The organism is Psychroflexus gondwanensis ACAM 44, from assembly GCF_000355905.1.
In the GTDB taxonomy this organism is placed as follows: Bacteria; Bacteroidota; Bacteroidia; order Flavobacteriales; family Flavobacteriaceae; genus Psychroflexus; species Psychroflexus gondwanensis.
On record NZ_APLF01000009.1, the window covers coordinates 246,889 to 272,476 of the forward strand.

The 25,588-nt window shown below is 35.9% G+C and carries 24 protein-coding genes; 20 read left to right on the plus strand and 4 right to left on the minus strand.

Translation table 11 applies throughout. The features are described from left to right. Positions 1 to 2: 2 nt before the first annotated feature. The 10 genes from PGOND44_RS09995 to PGOND44_RS10035 all read left to right on the plus strand — a co-directional run bounded on the left by PGOND44_RS09995 (position 3) and on the right by PGOND44_RS10035 (position 8,433). Positions 3 to 617: a fumarylacetoacetate hydrolase family protein gene (locus PGOND44_RS09995; protein WP_003440969.1), complete on the plus strand. Its 615-nt coding sequence runs from the start codon at positions 3 to 5 to the stop codon at positions 615 to 617. Between the two features lie 4 nt (positions 618 to 621). Further along, positions 622 to 1,869, plus strand: a complete 1,248-nt coding sequence (locus tag PGOND44_RS10000; protein ID WP_003440972.1) for a competence/damage-inducible protein A — start codon at positions 622 to 624, stop codon at positions 1,867 to 1,869. Between the two features lie 84 nt (positions 1,870 to 1,953). After that, complete coding sequence (gene rpmB / locus PGOND44_RS10005) at positions 1,954 to 2,193, plus strand: 50S ribosomal protein L28 (protein ID WP_003440977.1); 240 nt, start codon at positions 1,954 to 1,956, stop codon at positions 2,191 to 2,193. Between the two features lie 21 nt (positions 2,194 to 2,214). After that, positions 2,215 to 2,397, plus strand: coding sequence for a 50S ribosomal protein L33 (rpmG, locus tag PGOND44_RS10010; RefSeq protein WP_003440979.1), 183 nt, complete (start codon positions 2,215 to 2,217; stop codon positions 2,395 to 2,397). Between the two features lie 3 nt (positions 2,398 to 2,400). Further along, positions 2,401 to 2,553: a DUF4295 domain-containing protein gene (locus tag PGOND44_RS15345; RefSeq protein ID WP_003440981.1), complete on the plus strand. Its 153-nt coding sequence runs from the start codon at positions 2,401 to 2,403 to the stop codon at positions 2,551 to 2,553. A 118-nt stretch (positions 2,554 to 2,671) separates the two neighbouring features. Continuing rightward, on the plus strand, positions 2,672 to 3,631 hold the full coding sequence (gene ftsY, locus PGOND44_RS10015) for a signal recognition particle-docking protein FtsY (protein WP_003440984.1): 960 nt from the start codon (positions 2,672 to 2,674) through the stop codon (positions 3,629 to 3,631). Positions 3,632 to 3,633: 2 nt separating this feature from the next. Next, on the plus strand, positions 3,634 to 3,933 hold the full coding sequence (locus PGOND44_RS10020; protein WP_003440987.1) for a hypothetical protein: 300 nt from the start codon (positions 3,634 to 3,636) through the stop codon (positions 3,931 to 3,933). A 109-nt stretch (positions 3,934 to 4,042) separates the two neighbouring features. Then, a complete protein-coding gene (rimO, locus tag PGOND44_RS10025; protein ID WP_040555993.1) occupies positions 4,043 to 5,365 on the plus strand; it encodes a 30S ribosomal protein S12 methylthiotransferase RimO in 1,323 nt (440 codons plus the stop codon). Between the two features lie 62 nt (positions 5,366 to 5,427). Continuing rightward, complete coding sequence (gene bshC, locus PGOND44_RS10030) at positions 5,428 to 7,041, plus strand: bacillithiol biosynthesis cysteine-adding enzyme BshC (protein ID WP_003440994.1); 1,614 nt, start codon at positions 5,428 to 5,430, stop codon at positions 7,039 to 7,041. Positions 7,042 to 7,044: 3 nt separating this feature from the next. Next, positions 7,045 to 8,433, plus strand: coding sequence for a pyridoxal phosphate-dependent decarboxylase family protein (locus tag PGOND44_RS10035; RefSeq protein WP_003440997.1), 1,389 nt, complete (start codon positions 7,045 to 7,047; stop codon positions 8,431 to 8,433). A 76-nt stretch (positions 8,434 to 8,509) separates the two neighbouring features. Here PGOND44_RS10035 and PGOND44_RS10040 read toward each other — a convergent pair whose 3' ends face one another. Further along, positions 8,510 to 9,046: a DUF2911 domain-containing protein gene (locus tag PGOND44_RS10040; RefSeq protein WP_003441000.1), complete on the minus strand. Its 537-nt coding sequence runs from the start codon at positions 9,044 to 9,046 to the stop codon at positions 8,510 to 8,512. Between the two features lie 230 nt (positions 9,047 to 9,276). On the opposite strand from PGOND44_RS10040, the gene gyrB reads away from it, so the two are divergent. From gyrB to secDF, 3 genes are all read left to right on the plus strand, one after another. Continuing rightward, positions 9,277 to 11,217 carry a DNA topoisomerase (ATP-hydrolyzing) subunit B gene (gene gyrB, locus PGOND44_RS10045; protein ID WP_003441001.1) on the plus strand — a complete coding sequence of 647 codons (1,941 nt, stop codon included), beginning with the start codon at positions 9,277 to 9,279 and terminating at the stop codon, positions 11,215 to 11,217. 111 nt (positions 11,218 to 11,328) lie between these two features. Next, entirely contained in the window at positions 11,329 to 12,252 is a 924-nt protein-coding gene (locus PGOND44_RS10050; protein WP_003441002.1) for a malate dehydrogenase, read from the plus strand. 191 nt (positions 12,253 to 12,443) lie between these two features. Then, complete coding sequence (gene secDF, locus PGOND44_RS10055) at positions 12,444 to 15,464, plus strand: protein translocase subunit SecDF (RefSeq protein ID WP_003441003.1); 3,021 nt, start codon at positions 12,444 to 12,446, stop codon at positions 15,462 to 15,464. 81 nt (positions 15,465 to 15,545) lie between these two features. Here the strand turns inward: secDF and PGOND44_RS10060 are convergent, their stop codons facing one another. The 3 genes from PGOND44_RS10060 to PGOND44_RS10070 all read right to left on the minus strand — a co-directional run bounded on the left by PGOND44_RS10060 (position 15,546) and on the right by PGOND44_RS10070 (position 18,657). After that, complete coding sequence (locus PGOND44_RS10060; protein ID WP_003441004.1) at positions 15,546 to 16,550, minus strand: 3-oxoacyl-ACP synthase III family protein; 1,005 nt, start codon at positions 16,548 to 16,550, stop codon at positions 15,546 to 15,548. 133 nt (positions 16,551 to 16,683) lie between these two features. After that, entirely contained in the window at positions 16,684 to 17,991 is a 1,308-nt protein-coding gene (locus PGOND44_RS10065; protein ID WP_003441005.1) for an ABC1 kinase family protein, read from the minus strand. Positions 17,992 to 17,994: 3 nt separating this feature from the next. Next, positions 17,995 to 18,657, minus strand: a complete 663-nt coding sequence (locus tag PGOND44_RS10070; RefSeq protein WP_003441006.1) for a TetR family transcriptional regulator C-terminal domain-containing protein — start codon at positions 18,655 to 18,657, stop codon at positions 17,995 to 17,997. Between the two features lie 157 nt (positions 18,658 to 18,814). Between PGOND44_RS10070 and htpG the strand changes: the two genes are divergently transcribed. The 7 genes from htpG (at position 18,815) to PGOND44_RS10110 (ending at position 25,583) form a co-directional block, all read left to right on the plus strand. Beyond that, positions 18,815 to 20,707: a molecular chaperone HtpG gene (gene htpG, locus PGOND44_RS10075; RefSeq protein WP_003441008.1), complete on the plus strand. Its 1,893-nt coding sequence runs from the start codon at positions 18,815 to 18,817 to the stop codon at positions 20,705 to 20,707. A 460-nt stretch (positions 20,708 to 21,167) separates the two neighbouring features. Next, positions 21,168 to 23,114: a threonine--tRNA ligase gene (gene thrS / locus PGOND44_RS10085; RefSeq protein ID WP_003441012.1), complete on the plus strand. Its 1,947-nt coding sequence runs from the start codon at positions 21,168 to 21,170 to the stop codon at positions 23,112 to 23,114. A 60-nt stretch (positions 23,115 to 23,174) separates the two neighbouring features. Then, positions 23,175 to 23,690 carry a translation initiation factor IF-3 gene (gene infC, locus PGOND44_RS10090; RefSeq protein WP_262500724.1) on the plus strand — a complete coding sequence of 172 codons (516 nt, stop codon included), beginning with the start codon at positions 23,175 to 23,177 and terminating at the stop codon, positions 23,688 to 23,690. 27 nt (positions 23,691 to 23,717) lie between these two features. Then, the gene (gene rpmI, locus PGOND44_RS10095; protein ID WP_003441017.1) at positions 23,718 to 23,915 is read left to right on the plus strand and encodes a 50S ribosomal protein L35; all 198 of its coding nucleotides are present in this window, start codon (positions 23,718 to 23,720) and stop codon (positions 23,913 to 23,915) included. Positions 23,916 to 23,999: 84 nt separating this feature from the next. After that, positions 24,000 to 24,344, plus strand: coding sequence for a 50S ribosomal protein L20 (gene rplT, locus PGOND44_RS10100; protein ID WP_003441019.1), 345 nt, complete (start codon positions 24,000 to 24,002; stop codon positions 24,342 to 24,344). 162 nt (positions 24,345 to 24,506) lie between these two features. Next, positions 24,507 to 24,743: a hypothetical protein gene (locus PGOND44_RS10105; protein ID WP_003441021.1), complete on the plus strand. Its 237-nt coding sequence runs from the start codon at positions 24,507 to 24,509 to the stop codon at positions 24,741 to 24,743. A 69-nt stretch (positions 24,744 to 24,812) separates the two neighbouring features. Further along, on the plus strand, positions 24,813 to 25,583 hold the full coding sequence (locus PGOND44_RS10110) for an ABC transporter substrate-binding protein (RefSeq protein WP_003441023.1): 771 nt from the start codon (positions 24,813 to 24,815) through the stop codon (positions 25,581 to 25,583). The last annotated feature ends 5 nt before the right edge of the window (positions 25,584 to 25,588 follow it).

Sequence of the window (25,588 nt, forward strand, 5' to 3'; positions counted from 1 at the left end):
CTATGAAGCTAATTTGTATTGGTAGAAATTATGCCAAACATATTTCTGAACTAAAAAACGAAAAGCCTGAACATCCAGTGGTTTTTCTAAAGCCAGATTCTTCGGTATTATTAAAAAATAATCCGTTCATTATTCCTGCATTCACAAAAGATGTGCATCATGAAGTTGAAATACTGGTGAAAATCAATAAAGTAGGAAAGCATATTCAGACGAAATTCGCTCATAAATATTACGACGAAATAGGTTTGGGTATAGATTTTACAGCAAGAGATATTCAAAATCAATTAAAAGAGCAGGGGTTACCCTGGGAAAAGGCAAAGGGTTTTGATGGGGCTGCAGTTATAGGAGAGAGGTGGTTGCCTAAGGACAGTTTTCAAGATCTCAATAGCATTGATTTTAGATTAGAAAAAAACAAAACTGCAGTTCAATCAGGAACTACTTCAGAAATGCTTTGGAAAATCGATGAGCTTATTGCTTATGTTTCAGAATATTTTACGCTTAAAATTGGAGATGTTATTTTTACAGGAACTCCAGCTGGAGTCGGAAGAGTCGAAGAAGGAGATCATTTAGAGGGTTTTATCGAAGACACATTATGCTTTTCAATACAAGTAAAATAACACTATGCAGGCAGAGATAATCACTATAGGAGATGAAATTCTCATCGGTCAAATTATAGATACAAATTCAGCTTATATCGCCAAACAGCTCAATAAAATAGGGGTAGAGGTGTATCAAATTTCGTCGATTCAGGATGAGAAGTCCCATATTTTAAGAGCTTTTGAAGAAGCGTCCAAACGCTCAAATATTGTTATTATAACAGGAGGTCTAGGCCCCACGAAAGATGATATTACTAAACATACGTTTTGTGAGTATTTCAATGACGAATTAGTCTTAGATAAAAAGGTTTTGGCACACGTCGAGGACATCTTTCAAAAATATGTGAATACGCCTATTTTGGAAGCCAATAAATCTCAGGCTTGGATTCCTTCTCAAGCTATCACCTTACACAATGAATACGGGACTGCTCCAGGAATGTGGTTTGAAAAAAAGGGCGTCGTTTATATTTCTATGCCAGGAGTTCCTTATGAAATGAAATCCATATTGGCCGTGCAGGTTATACCTAGACTTAAAGATCGATTTAGAACACCATATATCATTCATAAAACGGTTCTCACCTATGGGCTAGGAGAAAGTGCTATTGCAGAGCGTATCGAAGACTGGGAAAATCAGTTGCCTAAATTTATAAAATTAGCATACTTGCCAAGCTTAGGACGAGTAAGGTTAAGATTGAGCGCCAGAGGAGAGGATGAGCAGCTGCTTAAAGAGGGTTTAAATACCGCTGTTGAGCGTCTAAACAGAGTTATAGGCGATATTATAAAAGGATATGAAGATGAGCAAACTCTTGAAGAGCGCATCGCTCAAGCCTTTGTGGATCGTGGACAGTCACTAATTACAGCAGAAAGTTGTACAGGAGGACGATTAGCATCAAAATTTACTGAAATACCTGGTGCTTCTGCTTATTTTAAAGGATCGATTGTCAGCTATGCAACCTCTGCCAAAAATGATGTCCTACATATTTCAAAGGATCTTATTTCTAAGTACTCCGTAGTGAGTTTAGAAATTACCGAAGCAATGGCCAACAAAGCCAAAGCGATGTTTAAAGCTGATTATGCTATTGCAACAACTGGAAACGCGGGTCCTTCTAAAGGAGATAGTGATGCAGAGATTGGAACGGTGTTTATTGCTATTGCTTCACCAGAAAAAACAGAAGTTCACGAATATCAATTTGGAAAACACCGAGAGAGAGTGACTCAAAAAGCAGTGAATAAAGCGCTAGAGCTGATTTATGAAGCTATTTTAAAAAATTAAAAAACTCTGAAATTTATTTTTTCTAATTGAGAAAAATGTCGTTAATTTGCATCCTGTTTTTAATAACACATAAAAGTATATATAATGTCAAGAGTTTGTGAGCTTACTGGAAAAAGAGCAATGTCCGGAAATAATGTTTCCAAAGCATTAAATAGAACTAGACGTAAATTTAGCGTCAACTTGGTTAAGAAAAGATTTTATATCCCAGGTGAGGATAAATGGATAACTTTAAAAGTATCCACTTCTATTTTGAAAACCATCAATAAAAAAGGAATTCACGCTGTTTTGAAAGATGCACGTGCTAAAGGATTCTTGACAAAATAGAGATTATAAAGCATTTATATTATGGCAAAGAAAGGGAATAGAGTTCAAGTAATTATGGAATGTACAGAGCACAAAGAATCTGGCCTTCCAGGGACATCAAGATATATTACAACAAAGAACAAAAGAAATACTCCAGATAGATTAGAGCTTAAAAAGTTCAATCCTATAATGAAGAAAATGACTGTTCACAAAGAAATTAAATAAGATATGGCAAAGAAATCGGTTGGTACAATACAGACAGGAACAAAAAGACTTACCAAAGCTATTAAAATGGTAAAATCACCAAAATCTGGTGCTTATGTTTATGTAGAAAAAATTATGACTCCAGAAGAAGTCAATGACTTCATAAAGAGCAATTAAATTTAAGACTTTATTATACGAGAAGCCGTTGCATTTTATGTAATGGCTTTTTTGTTTTTAACTATCTTTGTGGTCATAATCAACTATAGGTTGAGGTAAATAGAATTATAACATAGAAATGAGTTTTTTCAAAAAAATATTTTCCAAAGAAAAAAAAGATAAATTAGATGAAGGTCTCGAGAAATCTAAATCAGATTTCTTTGGTAAGCTGGGTAAAGCGGTAGCTGGAAAATCCAAGGTAGACGAGAGTGTGCTTGATGACTTAGAAGAAATTTTAGTCTCTAGTGATGTAGGGGTTTCAACCACCATTAAAATTATTGAAAGAATAGAGGCGAGAGTAGCTAGAGATAAGTACCTAGGTACAGACGAGCTTAATTTAATTTTAAGGGAAGAAATTGCTGGGCTATTGAGTGAATCTGAAAATGGAGAACTCGAGAGTTTGGAATTGCCAGAAGGTAAAAAACCTTATGTTATTATGGTTGTGGGTGTGAATGGTGTAGGTAAAACAACCACTATTGGTAAACTGGCGAAACAATACAAGATGAAGGGTAAAAAAGTAGTCTTGGGAGCTGGGGACACCTTTAGAGCCGCTGCAGTGGAACAACTACAGATATGGGCGGATCGTGTAGGGGTGCCTATCGTAAAACAAAAAATGGGAAGTGATCCTGCATCCGTAGCTTTCGATACAGTCCAGAGCGCCATAAAGCAAGATGCTGATGTTGTAATTTTGGATACTGCTGGTCGTTTACATAATAAAGTGAACTTGATGAATGAGCTCACAAAAATTAAACGGGTCATGCAAAAAGTTACGCCCAATGTTCCTGATGAAGTTCTTTTGGTTTTGGATGGTTCTACCGGTCAAAATGCTTTTGAACAAGCTAAACAGTTTACCGCTGCTACGGAGGTCACAGCCTTAGCGATTACTAAACTTGATGGCACAGCCAAAGGTGGTGTTGTGATAGGAATTAGTGATCAATTCAAAATCCCGGTGAAGTACATAGGTGTTGGTGAAGGTATTGATGACCTTCAGATCTTTAATAAGTATGAATTTGTAGATTCTTTTTTTAGTAATAAATAATTATGACAGACCAAAACCCAAGGCCTTTTTCATCGGACAAGAATAAATTGATTATCACTAAAATAATCGTGATCTATTCCGCTTTTTTTTTAATTCTTAAGCTATCAGCTATTTTTCAAGGAGGTTGGGTGATGGCCAATTTATTAGTAGCTCTTCCCTTGGTCGTTCTTGGCTTATTGGGGTTCTATTTTTTGAAATCCAACTCTACCAATTGGATTTATGCTTTAGGCAGCATAGTTATTATTTCTGCTATGCGTTATTATGAACAAGATTTAATCGTTTGGATCCATAATACAATCTAAGCTGTTGTAAAAAATAGATAGTCTTAAGCTTTTATCATAGGTTTAAGGCTGTTAAATTATATTACAACCTAAGAGATTGTATCTTTGCAAACAAATTTTCAAGAAGCAGATGAGGACAAAATCAATAAAGAAGAATAAAATCAATGTAGTAACACTAGGGTGTAGTAAAAATATCTACGATTCCGAAATTTTGATGGGACAACTTAAAGCCAATGGTAAAGAGGTTGCTCACGAAACTGAGGGCGATATAGTAGTGATAAATACCTGTGGTTTTATTGATAATGCAAAAGAAGAATCTGTTAATACAATTCTTGATTTTGTTCAGAAAAAAGAGAAGGGTGAGGTTAAAAAAGTGTTTGTGACAGGGTGCTTGTCAGAACGTTATAAGCCAGACCTTCAAAAAGAAATACCAAACGTAGACCAATATTTTGGAACAACCGAACTTCCAGCGCTACTTAAAGCCTTAGGAGCAGACTACAAACACGAACTTATTGGCGAGCGCCTAACGACGACTCCAAAAAATTATGCTTTCCTAAAAATTGCTGAAGGTTGTGATCGTCCATGTTCATTTTGTGCAATTCCTCTAATGCGAGGAGGCCACAAATCTACACCGATCGAAGATCTCGTGAAAGAAGCTAAAAGCCTAGCGGCGAAAGGAGTTAAGGAATTAATATTGATTGCTCAAGATCTGACTTATTACGGGCTTGATTTATATAAAAAGAGAAACTTAGCTGAATTGCTAAGGGAATTGGTCAAAGTAGAAGGTATAGAATGGATCCGTTTACATTACGCATTTCCAACTGGTTTTCCTGTTGACGTCCTTGACGTTATAAGAGAAGAGCCGAAAGTCTGTAATTATATCGATATTCCGTTACAGCACATTTCAGATCACTTGCTGAAATCTATGCGAAGAGGAACTACCCATAAAAAAACAACAGACTTGCTTATTAAGTTTAGAAAAGAAGTTCCTAAGATGGCTATCAGAACGACCCTTATCGTAGGTTATCCTGGTGAAACTGAAGAAGATTTTGAAGAGCTAAAACAATGGGTACAAGAGATGCGTTTTGAGCGTCTAGGCTGTTTTACCTATTCTCACGAAGAAAATACACATGCTTATAACCTTGAGGATGATGTGCCTGAGGAAGTTAAAATGCAACGTGCCAATGAAATTATGGAGATTCAGTCTCAAATTTCTTGGGAATTGAATCAGCAAAAAATTGGGAAGACCTTCAAATGTGTGATTGACCGAAAAGAAGGCAACTATTTTGTAGGAAGAACGGAATATGATTCCCCTGATGTGGATAATGAAGTTCTTATTGATGCCAAAGCACATTACTTAAAAACGGGAGAATTCACTCAAATAAAAGTGACTGAAGCTGCTGATTTTGATTTGTATGGAGAGCCTGTTTCTGTTGAAGCTATTTTGAATTAACTTAACTTTTAAAGCTTTTTCATATCCCTCATTTATATTTGTGAGGATTCAAACTTAAATTTATGGCCGACTGTTTACCTTTTCGTTCAACAGGTTTCTTTAGTGATCTTATTTCAGATTATATCGAGCAAAGCCAAGATTTAAAGCCGTTTTATAATCGTTTCCCATCCATTGAAAGTTTCAAAGATCAAATTTCTGAAAAGCAGAAGAGCTATAACCAAGACAACCGAAAAGTTTTAGTTGAAGTTCTCAAAGAACAGTACCAATCCCTATCGACATCAGAAGATACCAAATTTCACATTGAATCCCTTCATGATTCTTCTACATTCACAGTAACCACTGGGCACCAGCTTAATTTATTCACAGGCCCGCTTTATTTTCTTTATAAAATAGTTTCCACACTAAATTTAGCTAAATCGCTGAAGGAAAACTATCCAGATTTCAATTTTGTTCCTGTCTACTGGATGGCCACAGAAGACCATGATTTTGAAGAAATCAATTATTTTAATTATCAACACAAAAAGCTAGAGTGGAAAACCAATGCTGAAGGTGCTGTAGGTCATTTATCTACAGCGGGTCTGGACCAACTTAGCAAAACCATTGAAACTGAATTTGGGAAAAGTGATAATGCTGAATATCTAAAAGGTCTGTTTAAAGTGGCCTATCTAGAGCATGAAACCCTTGCTGAAGCTACACAGTTTTTAGCTAACGAATTATTTGGAGACTACGGGTTGGTTGTTTTGGATGCTGATGATGCACGCTTAAAGTCCAAGTTTAGTAAGGAAATAAAAAATGATTTGGTGTATCACACTGCTTTTCGTCAAATCGAGAAGCAATCCGATAAATTATCCAAACTTGGGTATGGCCTTCAAGTGAATCCAAGAGAAATCAATCTTTTTTATTTGCATGAAAAAATACGATCGAGAATAGTCCAAAAAGATGAATACTACCACGTGTTGGATACCGATATAAAGTTCACAGAAACAGAACTTTTAGATTCGGTCAATCAACATCCAGAGCGCTTTTCGCCCAACGTAGCTTTAAGGCCGCTTTACCAAGAAGTGATTTTACCAAATCTAGCATACATAGGTGGAGGAGGTGAGTTGGCTTATTGGTTGGAATTAAAATCTTATTTTGAAGCGGAACAGGTGACTTTTCCTTCTCTCGTGTTAAGAAATTCGGTCCTGCTATATTCAGATAAAACCTCTAGTAAGCTGAATAAATTAGGGACTAAAATTCAAGATCTCTTTCTTTCACCGGATCAGTTAGAAGCCCAGCATACCAAAAAAAATTCAAAGATAGATATCGATTTTAGTAAGCAGAAACAAGCCCTAGAAAAGCAATTTGAAGATTTATACGAGTTGGCTAAAAAAACAGATGAATCGTTTTATGGTGCTGTAGCAGCACAAGAGAAAAAGCAAAAAAATGGCCTAGATCATCTCGAGAAGCGTTTGCTGAAAGCACAAAAGCGTAAATTAAAGTCGGAGAACGAACGTGTTTTGGAATTACAACAGATGTTATTTCCAAAGCAATCACTTCAAGAGCGATCCCTAAATTTTAGTGAAATCTACATAGATTATGGAGAGCGCTTAATCCCTAAATTAATAGAAGAACTGGACCCTTTTCAAATGAAGTTCCTCTGTTTGGAGTTAGCTATTTACAATAAAAAACACTAAGTTATGAAAAGCATGCACGCTGTAGATATGGAGACTGTCGAAATGACTCTCGACATCATGAAATATGCCATCAATAGAATATCGAACACTTCTCCTGAGTTGGGTAAGCCAAAACAGGAAAAAGAGCTTTTAGAACTTGTTGGAGACACCGTTACCAAAGAAGGTATTGGAGGTGAGAAAGCGTTTCAGTTATTTAGAGATGTTTTGGTGAAAGCCGCAGTGCCTGTAGACCATCCAAGACATTTGGCTTTTGTTCCTGCTGCTCCAACACGTGCTGCAGTGTTATTTGATTTAGTAACCTCGGCTGCAAGTATTCATGGCGCCTATTGGATGACTGGCGGTGGTGGTATCTTTTGCGAAAATCGAGCCATGGAGTGGTTGGTCTCTCTTACGGGAATGCCAGAAGGAACTTTTGGAGTTTTTACCAGTGGGGGAACTGCTGCCAATCTTTCAGCTATAGTTACGGCAAGAGAGTATTGGAGGTCATTAGAAGATGAGAATAAAGCCTTGAAGGGCTTGATCATTACTTCTAGTGGAGCCCACTCTTCAGTAAAATCTATGGCGCAAGTTATTGATGCCGATATTTTTACTGTAGATAATAACGATGAACATAAACTCACACAGCAGTGTTTGGAAAAAGAAATTGAAGGTCTGTCTGCATTTGACAGGAAACGATTATTTGCTGTGGTAGCGACAGGAGGAACTACAAACGCTGGGATTATCGATGATTTGAGTGGTGTTGCCGAAGTGTGCAAGCGAGAACATTTATGGTTCCACGTGGATGCTGCTTATGGTGGTGCAGCTTTGGCTGCTCCCTCGGTAAGACATCTTTTTAATGGTATTGAAAAAGCAGATAGTGTGACTATAGATCCTCATAAATGGATGTTCTCTCCTTACGATTGTGGAGCGATTATTTATAAAGACATGGATCTGGCCAGAAATGCCCATTCGCAAAAAGGAGCCTACTTAGATATTTTTAAAGACGAAGGAGCTCAGGGTTTTAATCCATCAGATTATCAAATTCAATTGACAAGACGCCTTAGAGGGTTGCCTTTATGGTATTCTTTGGCGATGCACGGGACAGACCGATATACTGTAGCAATAGAAAGAGGGCTTGAATTAGCAAATAACGCCGCTAAACAAATTGAACAGTTGCCTTTTGTCGAACTGGTTCGAGAACCTGGATTATCCTGTGTTTTATTTTCTAGACTAGGTTGGACTGCTGAAGATTATAGAGAATGGACCTATACCAATCACGATAGTGGTTTTGCCTTAGTAACTCCTACCAAATGGACTGGGAAAGATGGTGAAATCACCTGTGCTAGGTTTTGCTTTATCAATCCAGATACGACCGAAAAGGATATTAAGGAGATACTAGAGTCCATGAAATAAACCTTTAAAAACACTACCTCCTCATTTCCTAATGAGGAGGTAGTGTAAGATTAAATTACGTTCGTTTGTGGTTGAACTATAATTTCTGAATTGGAATTTCCACAAAAGTATCATCCCAACCCATCAAAAGGTCGGAGCCATATTTGGTAGGTTTAAAAGTAACTGAGAAATCCTCGATGGTGGCGGCTGTATTTCTAGCCTCCACACTTGTTCTTAATATATCTAAAGAGTCGTCATAACTGTACGCTCCCCATGTGTTGATTGCTTTGTTAATTATAACCACCCAGTTTTCTTTATTAGGAATGGTGTACAGGGCGTAAGTGCCAGCTTTTACTTTTTCACTGTTAAAAAGGACATCTTCATAGAATGTGATTTCTGTAGCTTCGTTTGCTCCAGTCCTCCATATTTTACCATAAGGAACTAATTCTCCAAAGATAACACGATTCTTCTTTTTTGGCCTGCTATAAATGATTCTAGCGAGTGGGGAGTTGTCTTGATTCCTTGTGATGACAGCATCCATGGGACTTTTATCTAGATCTTTAAAATCCTGTGCAGATATGGATACTGTTGTAAGAATGAGAACAAAGGAAAAACATAAATTGAGTAATTTCATTTCTTTAAATTTTTATCAAATTAAATCTATGGATTCTCTTTATGAGTTTAATTTGTGTTAAAGTAATATATAATTTTACTAAAATTGGATTCTAAGCTTATATCGTAATAATCTAAAGCAAAATACTGTAATTGAAATTAACTTCAATAAAATCGATTTAAGTAGGTTAAAATCATCAAAAAACATATCCAATTCACTATATTTGTTTGTTGTTAAACTAATAAAAAGTTATGAGCGAAGAAGTCAAAAAACACAATTATTCAGCTGATAGTATTCAGGCTTTAGAAGGCATGGAGCACGTGAGAATGCGCCCATCTATGTATATAGGAGATGTTGGAGAAAGAGGTCTTCACCACTTGGTGTACGAAGTCGTTGATAATTCCATAGATGAAGCTATGGGAGGCTATTGTGATAAGATTGACTTGGTCATCAATGAAGACGGATCTGTCACTACCTCAGATAATGGTCGTGGTATTCCTATCGATTTACATAAAAAAGAAGGTGTATCTGCTCTAGAAGTAGTTATGACCAAAATTGGAGCAGGAGGTAAGTTTGATAAAGATTCTTATAAGGTTTCAGGTGGACTTCATGGCGTAGGAGTTTCAGTTGTTAATGCACTGTCTATTAAACTTCACGCAAGAGTGTTTAAAGACGGTAGAGTTTGGGAGCAAGAGTATGAAAGAGGAAAAGCTATCTATCCTGTAAAATCTACGGGAGATACCGAACTTAAAGGAACCGAGATCACCTTTAAGCCAGATTATGAAATTTTTCAGGAGTCAGTTGAATTCAAATATGAAACCCTTGCTAAGCGTTTAAGAGAGCTTTCTTTCTTAAATAAAGGCATAAAAATATCTATAATCGATAAGCGTCAAACGAATGATGATGGCGAGTATAGACACGATGAGTTTTATTCTGAAGAAGGATTAAAAGAATTTATAAGGTTTATAGATCAAAACCGGGAGCCTATCATCACTGATGTGATTTCTATGGAGAGTGAAAAAAATGATATTCCCGTAGAAGTTGCTATGGTGTATAACAGCTCTTATAGTGAGAATCTACATTCTTATGTTAATAATATCAATACCCACGAGGGAGGAACTCACCTTTCAGGATTTAGGAGAGGTTTAACTGCAACTTTAAAGAAATATGCAGACAACTCTGGTTTACTAGACAAGTTGAAATTTGAAATCACAGGAGACGATTTTAGAGAGGGTCTCACGGCGATAGTTTCAGTAAAAGTAGCTAATCCTCAATTTGAAGGACAAACAAAAACTAAGTTAGGAAATAGAGAATTGACTTCAGCTGTATCTCAAGCAGTCACTGAAATGCTAGAGATTTACCTTGAAGAAAACCCTAACGATGCTAAAACCATTGTGCAAAAAGTTATGCTTGCTGCTCAAGCAAGGCATGCTGCTAAAAAAGCACGTGAAATGGTTCAGCGTAAAACCGTTATGAGCGGAGGGGGGCTTCCTGGTAAGCTTTCTGACTGTTCAGAACAAGATCCTGAAGCTTGCGAAGTATTTCTAGTAGAGGGTGACTCTGCGGGTGGTACGGCTAAGCAAGGACGAGACAGAAAATTTCAAGCTATTTTGCCACTTAGAGGTAAAATTTTGAATGTCGAAAAAGCGATGCAGCATCGTGTTTTTGAAAACGAAGAAATTAAGAATATTTATACGGCTCTTGGTGTTACTATAGGTACTGAAGAAGATAGTAAAGCCCTGAACCTTTCCAAATTAAGATACCATAAAGTCATTATAATGTGTGATGCCGATGTGGATGGTAGCCACATTGCTACACTTATACTGACGTTCTTTTTCAGATATATGAAAGAACTTATAGAAGCTAGCCACATCTATATCGCCACTCCTCCTTTATATTTAATTAAAAAAGGCAGTAAAAAGCGTTACGCTTGGAATGAAAAAGAAAGGAATGAAATTGTAAAGGAATACAAGACCTCAGTGAGCGTTCAACGTTACAAGGGTCTTGGAGAGATGAATGCAATCCAACTCTGGGATACCACTATGAATCCTGAAAACAGAATTCTAAGACGCGTTACTATTGACGATATGGCTGAAGCGGATAGAATTTTTTCAATGTTGATGGGAGATGAGGTTCCACCACGTAGAGAGTTTATCGAGCAAAATGCAGTTTACGCCAATATCGATGCTTAATTGAATTTGTATGAAACCTTTGAAAAGTCTTATTTATCTGGGTTTTTTAAGTTTTTGTTCTATCGACTAAATTTTGGAATTTAATTATTAATTATATAAAAACAATTAAAGATGAAAATTACAGTAGTAGGTGCAGGTGCAGTAGGCGCTAGTTGTGCAGAGTATATCGCCATAAAAGATTTTGCTTCAGAAGTAGTTCTGCTTGATATTAAAGAAGGCTTTGCAGAAGGTAAAGCTATGGACTTAATGCAAACTGCAACGCTCAATGATTTCGATACTAAAATCACAGGAACCACTGGAGATTATTCAAAAACAAAAGATTCTCAAGTGGCTGTTATTACCTCTGGAATTCCTAGAAAACCAGGAATGACTAGAGAGGAACTCATTGGGATTAATGCTGGAATTGTGAAAGATGTGGCTACACAATTGGTGAAGCACTCTCCTAATGTTACAATTATAGTCGTAAGTAATCCAATGGACACGATGACTTATCTTGCTCATAAAGAACTAGGACTTCCAAAAAATAGAATTATTGGAATGGGAGGCGCTTTAGATAGTGCAAGATTCAAATATAGATTGAGTGAAGCATTAGACTGCCCAGGATCTGATGTTGACGGTATGGTGATAGGAGGGCATAGCGATACGGGAATGCTTCCGTTAACTCGTTTAGCGACTAGAAATAGTGTGAGAGTAACTGAATTTTTGTCCGAAGAACGTTTGAATCAAGTATCGGAAGACACTAAAGTTGGAGGTGCCACCTTAACGAAATTGCTTGGTACAAGTGCTTGGTATGCTCCAGGAGCTGCAGTTTCCTCATTGGTTCAATCTATAGTTTGTGATCAAAAGAAAATGTTCCCTTGTTCAACTTTATTGGATGGAGAATATGGTCTAAAAGATCTTTGTATTGGTGTTCCAGTGATCATTGGAAAAAATGGAATTGAAAAAATTGTTGAGATAGATCTCAATGATGCTGAAAAAGCAAAACTTAAAGAAAGTGCAGAAGCTGTGAAAAAGACAAATGGTCTTTTAGAGTAAGTTTCTGATTCATATAATTTTAAACCCGACTTAGGTCGGGTTTTTTGATTTTTTTCGATATTTCATCAGGGTTTTGACTACTAAAAAAGATGACTCAAAAGTTAAAATTATCTTTAATAAAAAAATTGCCATTTCTATATCGAAAACCTATATTTGCCTGATTTTATAATAAGACACTAATAATTTTAAGAATGCAGAATAAAGGACTCATTAAACTATTTGCTGTACTATTTGCTTTGGTAAGTATTTATCAATTGTCATTTACTTTTATAGCGAGTAACGTTGAAACAGAAGCAGAAGCTTTCGCAGAAAGTGAAATACCAGAAAGTGTAGAAAACTTCACACAGGAAAGGAATAATGCTGCCGAACAGTATCTAGACTCCATTGGGAATGAGTCAATTTTTGCAGGTATTAGCTACAATACTGCAAAAGGTAAAGAGCTGAATAAAGGCTTGGATTTGAAGGGTGGTATCAATGTTATACTTCAAATATCGGTTGAAGACTTATTAAAAGGCTTAGCTAACAATTCAAAAGATCCTGCTTTTAATCAAGCTCTAGCTGATGCTGGCGAAGCAAGGAAAAATAGTCAGGACAGTTTCTTGGAATTGTTTTACCAGGCTTTCGAAAGTAAAGAAGGAGCTAGTTTAGCTTCTCCTGATGTTTTTGGAACTAAAGCTTTATCCGATGAGATAAGCTTTGACATGGAAAACAGCAGTGTGAAGCCCATCATCAATAGAAAAATTGATGAAAGCGTAACTTCAGCGTTTGAGGTCTTAAGAGAACGTATTGACAAATTTGGGGTTACGCAACCAAACATTCAACGTCTTGGAGATTCTGGAAGAATATTAATTGAACTTCCAGGGGCTAAAGACATCAGCAGAATCCAAAACCTTTTGCAAAGTACAGCTCAGCTTGAATTTTGGGATGTTTACAGAGCTAATGAATTTTCGGATTACTTAGTGAATGCAGACGCTATCGTTGCTGAAAATATTAAAAGTGAGACTGAAAAGTCTGAAGATGTTCAAGTAGAAGATGAGGAACAAGAAGAGACTGAAACTGATGATTTAGAAAGTTTACTTTCTTCTGAAGATGAAGAAACTGAAGATTTTTCAAAATCTAATCCTCTTTTAAGTTTGGTCCAAACTGTTGGACAACCTCAAGGCCCTATTATAGCATATTTTGCTATAAAAGATACTGCTAAGGTGAATTCTTACCTATCTATGCCTCAGGTTAAATCTCAGTTGCCTGCTGATAAAAAGTACGCTGAATTTGTTTGGGGAAAACCACCACAAGATTCAGAAATTATTGAATTATACGCCCTGAAAGGCAATAGAAATAACGAGCCACAATTAAGTGGTGCCGTAGTTACAGATGCTCAACAAACTTATGACCAAGTAGGTCGTGTAGCAGTGAGCATGCAAATGGATGGACGTGGTGCCAAGATCTGGGAGGATATGACAGGTAAAGCGTCTTCTCAAGGTTCTCAAATTGCTATCGTCTTAGACAATATTGTGTATTCTGCACCAGGTGTTTCTAGCGGTGCTATTACTGGAGGTAGAAGTGAAATTACTGGTGAATTTTCTATTGAAGAGGCGCAAGATTTAGCGAATGTTCTAAGAGCTGGTAAACTTCCTGCTTCAGCAAATATTGTGCAAAGTGAGATAGTAGGGCCGTCTTTAGGTCAAGAAGCTATTGACAGTGGAGTTTTATCTTTTGGAATCGCGCTTATCTTTGTTCTTCTTTACATGATTTTCTATTACGGAAAAGCTGGGCTTTATGCTGATATTGCTTTAGTGATAAACATTTTATTCATCTTCGGAGTTTTGTCTGGACTTGGAGCTGTTCTTACCTTACCCGGTATTGCTGGTATAGTACTTACCATTGGTATGTCTGTAGATGCAAACGTTCTTATCTTCGAAAGGATAAGAGAAGAACTCGCAAAAGGTAAAACACAAGCCGAAGCGATTACCGATGGTTTTAAAAATGCACTATCGTCTATACTTGATGCCAATATCACTACAGGTCTTACGGGATTAATTCTTTTGACCTTTGGTACAGGTCCTATTAAAGGCTTTGCAACTACTTTATTAATTGGTATCGTCACTTCTTTATTCTGTGCAATTTTCTTAACTCGACTATTTATAGCTGGAGGAGGGAAAAAAGGTAAATCTTTACCATTCTCTACAGGTATGACAAAGAATTGGTTTTTGAATATTGACATCAACTTCTTGAAGAAAAGAAAAGTTGCTTATATCATCTCCGCGGTAGCAATCATTATCAGTATAGGTTCTTTAGCCACTAAAGGCCTTAATGAAGGTGTGGATTTTGTTGGAGGAAGAAGTTATACAGTAAGATTCGAACAACCAGTGAATCCTACCGAAATCCAAACAAAATTAGTTCAAGATCTCCTAAGTGTCGAAGCTAAAACTTACGGTTCTTCAAGTCAGTTAAAAATAACAACTAATTATAAAATCGAAGAGGAAGGAACAGTCATAGATGACGAGATTCAGGCTATTTTATTTAATAATCTAAAAGATTACCTGCCAGGAGGGATGACATTAAAAGCCTTCAAGGTTGGTGAATCTGGTAATGATGCGAAAGAGTATGGTATTATGTCCTCTATAAAAGTGGGGCCAACCATCGCAGATGATATTAAGACGGCCTCTTATTATGCCATTATAGGATCTCTTATCGTTGTCTTCTTATATATTCTTTTGAGATTTAGAAGATGGCAATTCTCCTTAGGTGCTGTAGCTGCCGTTATTCATGATGTCATTATAGTTCTCGGTCTTTTCTCACTACTTTACAATGTATTGCCATTTAGCCTAGAGATAGATCAAGCATTTATTGCAGCGATTCTAACGGTTATTGGTTATTCTTTAAATGATACCGTAGTTGTTTTCGATAGAATTAGAGAGTATTTCAATGAGCATCCAACTTGGAAGATGGATAAACTGATCAACTTAGCGGTAAGTTCTACGATAAGTAGAACAATCAACACCTCTTTAACCACACTTGTGGTATTGATTGCTATTTTTATTTTTGGTGGAGATAGCATAAGAGGATTTATGTTTGCTCTTATTATAGGTGTGGTTGTAGGTACTTATTCTTCTGTATTTATTGCAACGCCTGTAATGTTCGATTCAGTACAGAAAAAAGGAATTGATTTAAGCACAACTGAAGCTGAAGAAAAAGGCCAAGTGAATGCTTAATACATAATCTTATAACTCCACAAAAAAAGCCTTGAAATCATTTCAAGGCTTTTTTTATGCTCTAGAGGGTATGAACTATAACTACCAACGAATTATAACACTTCCCCAGGTGAAACCACTTCCAAAAGCAGCCAAGACCACTAAGTCTCCTTTTTTAATTTTACCTTCTTCCCAAGCCTCTGTAAGTGCTATGGGGATAGAAGCTGCAGTGGTATTTCCATATTTTTGGATATTGTTATGGACTTGGTCATCTTTTAATCCTAATTTCTTTTGAATAAATTGAGAAATCCTCAAATTCGCTTGATGAGGGATAAACATATCGATATCCTCCTTGGTTAATTTATTGAACTCTAAACCTTCTTGAATCACTTCAGAAAATCTTGAGACGGCATGTTTGAAAACAACTTGTCCGTTCATTTTCGGAAAGTAAGGAATATCTACTTGCGGGTTTTCGGCGATGATTTCTGGCACCCACTTCTCAGTCGACGGACCTCTTAAAGACAATTCGTCAATATACTCACCTTCCGAGTGTAAGTGTGAAGATAAAATTCCTGACTCATCATCACTTCTGCTTAAAATAGCAGCACCGGCACCATCACCAAATATGACGGACACGTGACGACTTCTATTGGTCATGTCCAGTCCACCACTATGGTTTTCACTTCCAATCACAAGCACATTTTTATACATGCCTGTCTTTATAAATTGGTCGGCTACAGAAATCCCGTAAATGAAACCACTACACTGATTTCTAACATCCAATGCAGGACAGGTTTTTATACCTAATTCTTTTTGAATCTGAACACCACAGCCTGGAAAGTAATAATCTGGGCTCAACGTAGCGAAAACGATAAGTTCTATATCATCTTTATCAATTTTTGCTCTATCTATGGCCTGTTGAGCTGCTTTTAAGCCCATCATTGCAGTAGAATTTCCGTCTCCCTTTTTTATATGTCGTCTTTCTTTTATGCCCGTTCGTTCTTGAATCCATTCATCGGAGGTATCCATAATCTTGCTCAAGTCTTCATTGGTGACGATGTGTTCAGGGACAAACTTTCCTAAACCTATTATTTTTGATTTGTACATTTAAATTAAATATTTAGCAATGCAAGATACATATAATTGAGTATTCCTTAAGATTAAGACCAAAAGAAAACGCTCTTTTACTAAATTTCAAAGAGCGTTTTCCAACCAACCTAACCAATAATCTTCAAATGAATTACATATATTTCTTGTAATCATTAATATCAACCTTCGCATTCAAATCATGAAGCAAATTATAAAGGCCAAAAAACGTCCGGTTAATATAAAGGAAATGCTTACTTCCCCTGTTACCATTCATTTTTCTTAATTCTTTATCACTACTATATTTTTCGCTTAATCCTGAAATCTTAGACCAAAATTCTGCATCCCCAAAGTCAAAAGTATCTTGATGAAATGGACTTGTGAATAAGCTAAGCATTTCGTGAAATAAAGATGAAAAATACTCTATCTCTCTTTCAGAATCATCTGGTCTTATGATTTCTAGTTCTTTAAGTTTTTCAAGAAAGAAATCAGGGTCATTAATATTTTTAGGTATTGCCAGTTCAAAATAGGGCGTATAAAACTGAAGTGGTATCGTTTTGATACATCCAAAATCGATCGCGATTAAATTATGGTCTTTATCGATTAAGAAATTTCCAGGATGTGGATCGGCGTGGACTTCCTTGAGTTTGTGGAATTGGAACATATAAAAGTTCCAAAGGGTTTGTCCTATTGAATTTCCTGTTTCTTCACTAAATTCTAACTTAACAAATTCGCTTAAATGTTTACCATCCATCCAGTCCATGGTAATGATTCGCTCACTCGATAAATTCTCGTAATATTTAGGAAATTTCAATCCCGGAATTACTGCGCAAGCTTCAGAAATACGTTTGCTCTGTTCAACCTCAAGGATGTAATCTGTTTCCTCTATGAGTTTATCTTCAATCTCTTTAAAGTATTTTTCAGAATCTTTACCTTTTAAGTTGAACATCCTTGTCGCTATAGGTTTCACCATCGCAAGGTCAGAACTAATGCTATCTGCTACTCCTGGATATTGAATCTTGATGGCGTACTTATTTCCGTCCTTTTCAGCTCGGTGAACTTGGCCAATACTTGCAGCGTTTACAGAATCTGCGGTGAATTTGTCGAAGATTTCTTCTGGGTACTTACCGTTATATTTTTTGAATGTTTTCCTAACTAAAGGTGCTGATAGCGGTGGAACACTAAATTGAGCTAAACTAAATTTTTCCACATACGCACTCGGCAATAGACTCTTTTCCATGGATAGCATTTGCGCTACTTTAAGCGCACTACCCTTAAGGTTCTTTAATCCATCGTAGATATCGGTCGCATTATCTTCATCTAAACTATCTCTAGTTAATTCAGGATTGAAGGCTTTTTTGGAATAATACTTCAGGTAGTTAGCACCGACTTTTGTTCCGGTTCCAATCAGTTTTGAAGTACGACTAAATTTGCCTGTAGGTATTTTATCAATTGTTTTCATTACTTATTTCATTGTTTCTTTATAAAGGAATTTTCCGAAATCGAAAACCTTTTCAAGAGGGGTATTATCAAATACATCAAAAATGGTGTTGACAGATTTCTCAATCGCGACATCTGTTTTTTCAAAATCTGCTGATTTATCATCTTTCCAGAATTTCAGTAGAAATAGAAATTGAATCCATGCCGCTTCAGAATAAATGGATTCATTCCGTTTTAGAAAGCTGTAAGACTTCCCATCATTGTCATCTTCTATCAATTCTTTTGCAAAAGATTTGATATTTCTACGTAAGCCTTTTAATTGTTTTAAGTTTTTAAGCTGGTCTTCATTTTCTTCAAGAACATAAAGAACGTAACTTCTGTTGGCAGTCAAAATTTCAAAAAAGGTGAAGAAAAAGGCGAGCATTTTCTCTCTACTTCCATAATTCGCAACTTCTTCATTTTGATTCATCAAAGAATGGGCATTATCAAAAAAGGATTCCCAGATGTCTTCCCTTAAGGCTTGAAAATTCCCGAAGTATTTATAAAAATCTTTCTCTTCAAATTTGTTATCCTTAGCAAATTTATAAACCGATTTAGGAATATGTTCATGCTCTAAGACATGATCCATATAATAAGTTATGATGTCAATCTTAGATAATTTCTTTTCAGCCTTAGGTTTAGTTGCCATAATATTGAATTTATATACAAATATAATTATTGTTTAATCTTCAGGGTTTAACTTTAAACGAAATCTTTTGTTAAATCTACTGGTCTTATGTCAGATTGTCACAAAAGCATTAGCGGTATTTAGTTTGCTACTGTTTAGTAAATTAAAAATAAAACATATGGCTACCGGTAATATTAACGTTTCAGTAGAAAACATTTTTCCACTGATTAAAAAATTCCTTTACAGCGATCACGAAATATTCCTAAGGGAATTGATTTCCAATGCAACTGATGCGACTTTAAAGCTGAATCACTTGATTAGAATTGGTGAGGCTAAAATTGAAGCTAAACATCCTAAAATCGAAATTAAAATCAATAAAGAAGACAATACACTTCATATTATCGATGAAGGTGTTGGGATGACTAAGGATGAAGTTGAAAAATATATTAATGAAATTGCCTTCTCAGGTGCTGAAGAATTTTTAGAAAAATACAAAGATTCCGATTCGAAAGATACTGGGATTATAGGTCATTTCGGTCTAGGCTTCTATTCTGCCTTTATGGTGGCTAATAAAGTGGAGATCAAAACCAAATCTTGGAAAGATGAGCCAGCAGCTCATTGGACTTGTGAAGGGACTACACAATTTAGCTTAGAAGAGTCTGATAAAACTGATCGGGGTACTGAAATTATTCTTCACATCAATGATGATGAAAAAGAATTTCTAGAGGACCAAAGAATCACCGAACTTCTTGTGAAATACAATAAGTTTATGCCTATCCCCATTAAGTTTGGAACCAAGGAAAAAGAACTTCCAAAGGCTGAGGATGCGAAAGAAGAAGATGAGCCAAAAAAAGTGACTGTAGATAATATTATCAACAATCCTAATCCAGCTTGGACAAAGCAACCTGCAGAACTTGAAGAAGCAGACTACAATTCTTTTTACAGTGAATTGTATCCTACTCAATTTGAAGAGCCTTTATTTCATATTCACTTAAATGTGGATTACCCTTTTAACCTGACAGGGATTCTTTATTTTCCAAAATTGACAAACGACTTATCTATACAAAAAGATAAAATCCAACTCTATCAAAATCAGGTTTATGTAACAGACAATGTCGAAGGCATAGTGCCAGAATTCTTAACGATGTTGAAAGGCGTTATCGACTCGCCAGACATTCCTTTAAATGTTTCTAGATCTTATTTACAAGCAGATGGTGCTGTGAAAAAGATTTCTAGTTACATCACTAGAAAGGTTGCCGATAAGCTGAATTCCCTATTCAATGATAATAGAGAAGATTTTGAAAAGAAATGGAACGACATTAAAGTAGTGATAGAATACGGAATGCTTTCTGAAGATAAATTTTTTGAAAAAGCACAGAAATTCGCTCTATATCCAACTACAGATGACAAATTCTACACCTTTGAGGAGCTGAAAAATGAGATTTCAGAACTGCAAACGGATAAAGAGGATAAGCTAGTGGTTCTATATGCTTCCAATAAAGATGCCCAACACAGCTACATTAAAAGAGCTGAGGCTAAAGGATACAAAGTTGTCTTATTGGACTCGCCAATTGTGTCTCATTTAATTCAAAAAATAGAACAAGAAAACGAGCAAAAAGTTTCTTTTGTGAGAGTAGATAGCGATCACGTTGAGAATTTGATTAAAAAGGATACCGAACAAGTGTCTAAACTTTCTGATGAAGAAAAAGAAACGGTTAAAACTAGTTTCGAAACCGTAGTTCCTAAAGAACGCTACACGGTTCAATTGGAGGCGCTTGATTCTGATACTGCTCCAGTCGTGATTACCCAGCCCGAGTTTATGCGTCGAATGAAAGAAATGCAGCAAACCGGTGGCGGAGGAATGTTTGGAATGGGAAATATGCCAGAGATGTATAATTTGGTGGTAAACACCAACAATCCATTGATCTCTAAAATTCTGAAAGCAAAAGAAGATTCTAAAAAAGAAGCTTTAATCAAGCAAAGTTTAGATTTAGCACTTCTTTCTCAGAATTTATTGAAAGGAGAAGAATTGACGAATTTCGTTGAGCGAAGTTTCAAAATGATTAAATAAGACAAGAATTCAGATTTAATTTCAAAAACCACTTCCACGGAAGTGGTTTTTTATGTTTAAAAACACTTTCTATCAATTTGACATTTAAAGGCTGAAGAAGAATTTGACAGTATGTAATAGTTGGAGGGCAAATAATATAAGACAAGACTTCAGATTAAATTTCAAATGAAGCTGTTTGAAAAGACTTTTATTGTCACCTTGAACTTGTTTCAAGGTCTACGTTTTAATGAATTGAGATTCTGAAATAAATTCAGAATGACAAAATTTCAGGTTTTTAGGCAGTTTTTTTCTTTTAAAAACACTTTCTATCAATTTGACATTTAAAGTTTGAAGAAAAATCTGATAGTATGAAATAATTGAAGGACAAATGATATAAGGCTCTGTATTCAACCAAACAAAAGCCATTTGATATTGCAAAGAAAGATTATCTAAGTATCTTTGCTCGAAATTAAAAAGAACGATGATAAATATTACTTTACCTGACGGAAGCGTAAAGCAGTTTGATAAGGGGTCAACACCTATGGATGTTGCTTTTAGCATAAGTGCTGGATTAGCCAGAAACGTCATTTCTGCTAAGTTTAATGATGATGTTGTCGAAACTATCACGCCTCTTGAAGAGGATGGTAATTTAGTTCTTTTAACCTTTAACGATGATGACGGTAAGCAGGCTTTTTGGCATTCTACAGCCCATCTTTTAGCTCAGGCTATCACCAAATTATATCCAGGTGTAAATCTTACAATTGGGCCTTCAATAGAAAAAGGATTTTACTACGATGTAGACCCTAATGGACAAGCGATTTCTGAAAATGATTTTCCTGAAATTGAAAAGAAGATGCTCGAACTCGCTAGAGGTAAGCATGACTTCCACATGCATCCTGTGTCAAAACCTGAAGCCTTAGAGTATTACAAAATAAACAACAACCCTTATAAAGTTGAGCTTATAGAAAACCTCACCGATGGTGAGATTACCTTTTGTGACCACGACGATTTTACAGATTTATGTAGAGGTGGGCATATTCCAAATACAGGCTTTATAAAAGCCGTAAAACTGATGAATATTGCAGGAGCTTACTGGCGAGGCGATGAAAATAATGCTCAACTGACTCGGATTTATGGAATTTCATTTCCAAAACAAAAAGAGCTTAAAGAATATCTAGAACTTCTAGAAGAGGCTAAAAAAAGAGATCATAGAAAGTTGGGGAAAGAATTAAAGCTTTTTGCATTTTCTCAAAAAGTGGGACTTGGTCTTCCTTTATGGTTGCCTAAAGGCGCTGCATTGAGAGATCGTTTGGAGAAATTTCTAAAAGATGCTCAGGAAAATGCAGGCTACCAACAGGTCGTTTCTCCTCATATAGGACAGAAAGAATTATATATGACTTCTGGTCATTTTCAGAAGTATGGAGAAGATAGTTTCCAGCCTATAAAAACACCTCAGGATGGAGAAGAATATCTTCTCAAGCCAATGAATTGCCCTCACCATTGTGAGATTTTTAATGCACAAACTTGGAGCTATAGAGATTTACCACAAAGATATGCCGAGTTTGGAACAGTGTATAGGTATGAACAAAGTGGAGAACTGCATGGTCTTACTCGGGTAAGAGGGTTCACGCAAGACGATGCTCATATTTTTTGTACACCAGAACAGCTGGATGAGGAATTTAAGAAAGTTATAGATTTAGTGCTTTATGTATTTGGATCTTTGGGCTTCGAAAATTTCACGGCTCAAGTTTCTTTAAGAGATCCAGAAAACCCTACCAAATATATAGGTTCCGATGAAAACTGGAAAAAAGCCGAATCTGCCATATTAAATGCGGCAGAGGAGAAAGGGCTAAACTATAAAGTGGTAACTGGTGAAGCTGCATTTTATGGACCTAAGCTCGACTTTATGGTCAAAGATGCCTTAGGAAGACAATGGCAATTGGGAACTATACAAGTCGACTATAATTTGCCGGAACGTTTTGAATTGGAATATAAGGGAAGTGATAACGAAATGCACAGACCTGTAATGATTCACAGAGCGCCTTTTGGGAGCCTAGAACGTTTTATAGCTATCTTAATCGAGCACACCGGAGGAAACTTTCCGTTATGGTTAATGCCTGAACAAGCTACTATCCTATCAATCAGTGAGAAATATGAAAATTATTCTAAAAAAGTTTTAAGTTTACTTAAAAAACACGAAATTCGCGCCACATTCGATAACAGAGGTGAAACCATGGGTAAGAAAATCCGTGAGGCCGAAATGAATAAGATACCTTATATGCTCATCGTTGGTGAAGCTGAGGTTGAAAATGAAACGGTTTCTGTAAGAAAACACGGAGGTGAAGACTTAGGTCAAATGTCCATTGCAAGTTTCGCTGAAATTATAAATGCACAAATAGATAAAGAGATCTATAAATTTGAAGTTTAATTAAAAAATTATATAGCCATAGCAATACGTAGAAAAAAATCAAGACAGTCACCGAGGCAGATCAAAGAGAACCCTCATAAGATCAACGACAAAATAAGAGCCCCAAAGGTTCGTCTTGTTGGTGAGAATGTAAAAGTAGATATCTATTCATTAAAAGAGGCTCTCGCCATGGCGGAAGAGCAGGAACTCGATTTAGTTGAAATATCTCCTAAAGCAGATCCTCCTGTTTGTAAAGTTATGGACTACAAGAAATTCTTGTATGAACAAAAGAAACGCGAAAAAGCTCTTAAAGCAAAAACAACGCAAGTTGTTGTGAAAGAGATTCGTTTTGGCCCCAACACCGATGATCACGATTATGAATTTAAAAAGAAAAATGCGGAGAAGTTCCTTAAAGATGGAGCAAAACTGAAAGCATTCGTCTTTTTTAAAGGGCGTTCCATCGTTTTTAAAGATAAAGGACAAATTTTATTACTTAGACTTGCTCAAGATTTAGAAGATCTAGCTAAAGTTGAACAAATGCCGAAACTAGAAGGGAAAAGAATGATTATGATCCTTGCTCCTGTTTCAAAAAAATAATTGCGATAATTCCAAATACAGATCCAAATGCCAAAGATGAAAACAAAATCGAGTGCTAAAAAGCGTTTTAAAATTACCGGTACAGGTAAAATAAAACGCAAACATGCATTCAAAAGTCACATTTTGACCAAAAAGTCAAAAAAGAGAAAATTGAAGTTAACCCACTCTACTTTAGTAGACAAAGCAGATGTGCATAGCATCAAAACTCAATTACGCTTAAAATAAGCAAACAGGTTATTATTATTAATCCATGGAGTTAGGCTCATAAAATGTTTATTATAAACTGCCTACTACAAAAAACAGCAAATTATGCCAAGATCAACAAATTCTGTCGCTTCCAGAGCCAGACGTAAAAAAATAATGAAGCAAGCTAAAGGTTACTTCGGACGTCGTAAAAACGTTTGGACAATAGCCAAGAATGCAGTCGAAAAAGCAATGTTATATGCTTACAGAGACCGTAAAACCAAAAAGAGAAATTTCAGATCGCTTTGGATCATTAGAATTAATGCTGCAGCAAGATTGCACGGATTATCTTACTCTCAATTTATGGGAAAAGTTAAAGCTCATAACATAGAGTTAAACAGAAAAGTTCTAGCTGATTTAGCTATGAACAATCCTGAAGCTTTCAAAGCTGTAGTAGACAAAGTAAAATAATTTTAATCAATTATTATCGCAATTTAAAACCTGTTCTTATCGAACAGGTTTTTTTATTTTAATTCAGTCTAATGATTTATAAAGGAATATTCTCAATCATTTTGAGGAAATGATACGTTAAATACTTAATTTAGAAATAAATGTTTAACTAAAAAATGAATTATGGCTATTAGATTTGCGAGTAACTGTGGAAACTGTAAGCATTTAGTGGAAAACACCTTTTGTAGTCAACACAATGTTATGGTGTCTTCAAAATATACCTGTGATCAGTTTAAAATGAAAGCGGCTCTCAAAAATGAGAGGAGTTGTTCAGATTGTAGTAAATATGAAACTGAAATTTGTGCTCATCCCGAAAAGGCTGCACCTGGAATGCTTTGTGCCTCTTGGAGTCCACAATAAAACTATAAATTTCTATTCAAAATCTAAATACTAGTTGAAATATCGGCTGGTATTTTTTAGTTTAGAGTTATGAAAGATCAACTAGGTAGAGAACTCCATTTTGAAACTATTCCCCAACGTATAGTTTGTCTAGTTCCAAGCTTAACGGAATTACTTGTAGATTTAGGACTAAGGTCGAAACTAGTTGGGGTGACCAAGTTTTGCGTCCATCCTAAAGATATTAAAGAGAGTGTTGAAATTATTGGTGGTACCAAAAATGTAAAGTTGGATAAGATCAAGATCTTACAACCTGATTTTATTCTAGCCAATAAAGAAGAAAATACCTTGGAGGATATTGACTTGCTCTCAACTGACCTCAACGTCTATGTAAGTGATATAAATGATCTGAAAGATTTAAAAGGTTTAATCACAGATATATCTCTTTTGTTTGGTGTCGAGGAAAAAGGACGACAGCTGATAAAAGCTATTGAAAGTCAATTTCTAGATTTTCAAAATTTCATAAAGGATAAACCAAAACTTAAAGTCGCTTACTTTATTTGGAGAAATCCGTGGATGGTTGTTGGGTCGTCAACATTTATCAATTATATGTTGGAGCTAAACAACTTCGAAAATGTTTATGCTCACCTTCAGCGTTATCCTGAAGTTGATATTAAGGCTCTTAAAAAAGTTGATTATATTTTGCTGTCCTCGGAGCCATTTCCATTTAAAAACGACCACAAAACAGAATTAGCAGTTGAAGATCATAACATAGAAATTGTAGATGGAGAATACTTTAGTTGGTATGGTTCGAGACTTGTTAAAGCCTTTCCCTATTTTAAACAATTGAGAGACAAACTATAAAATTA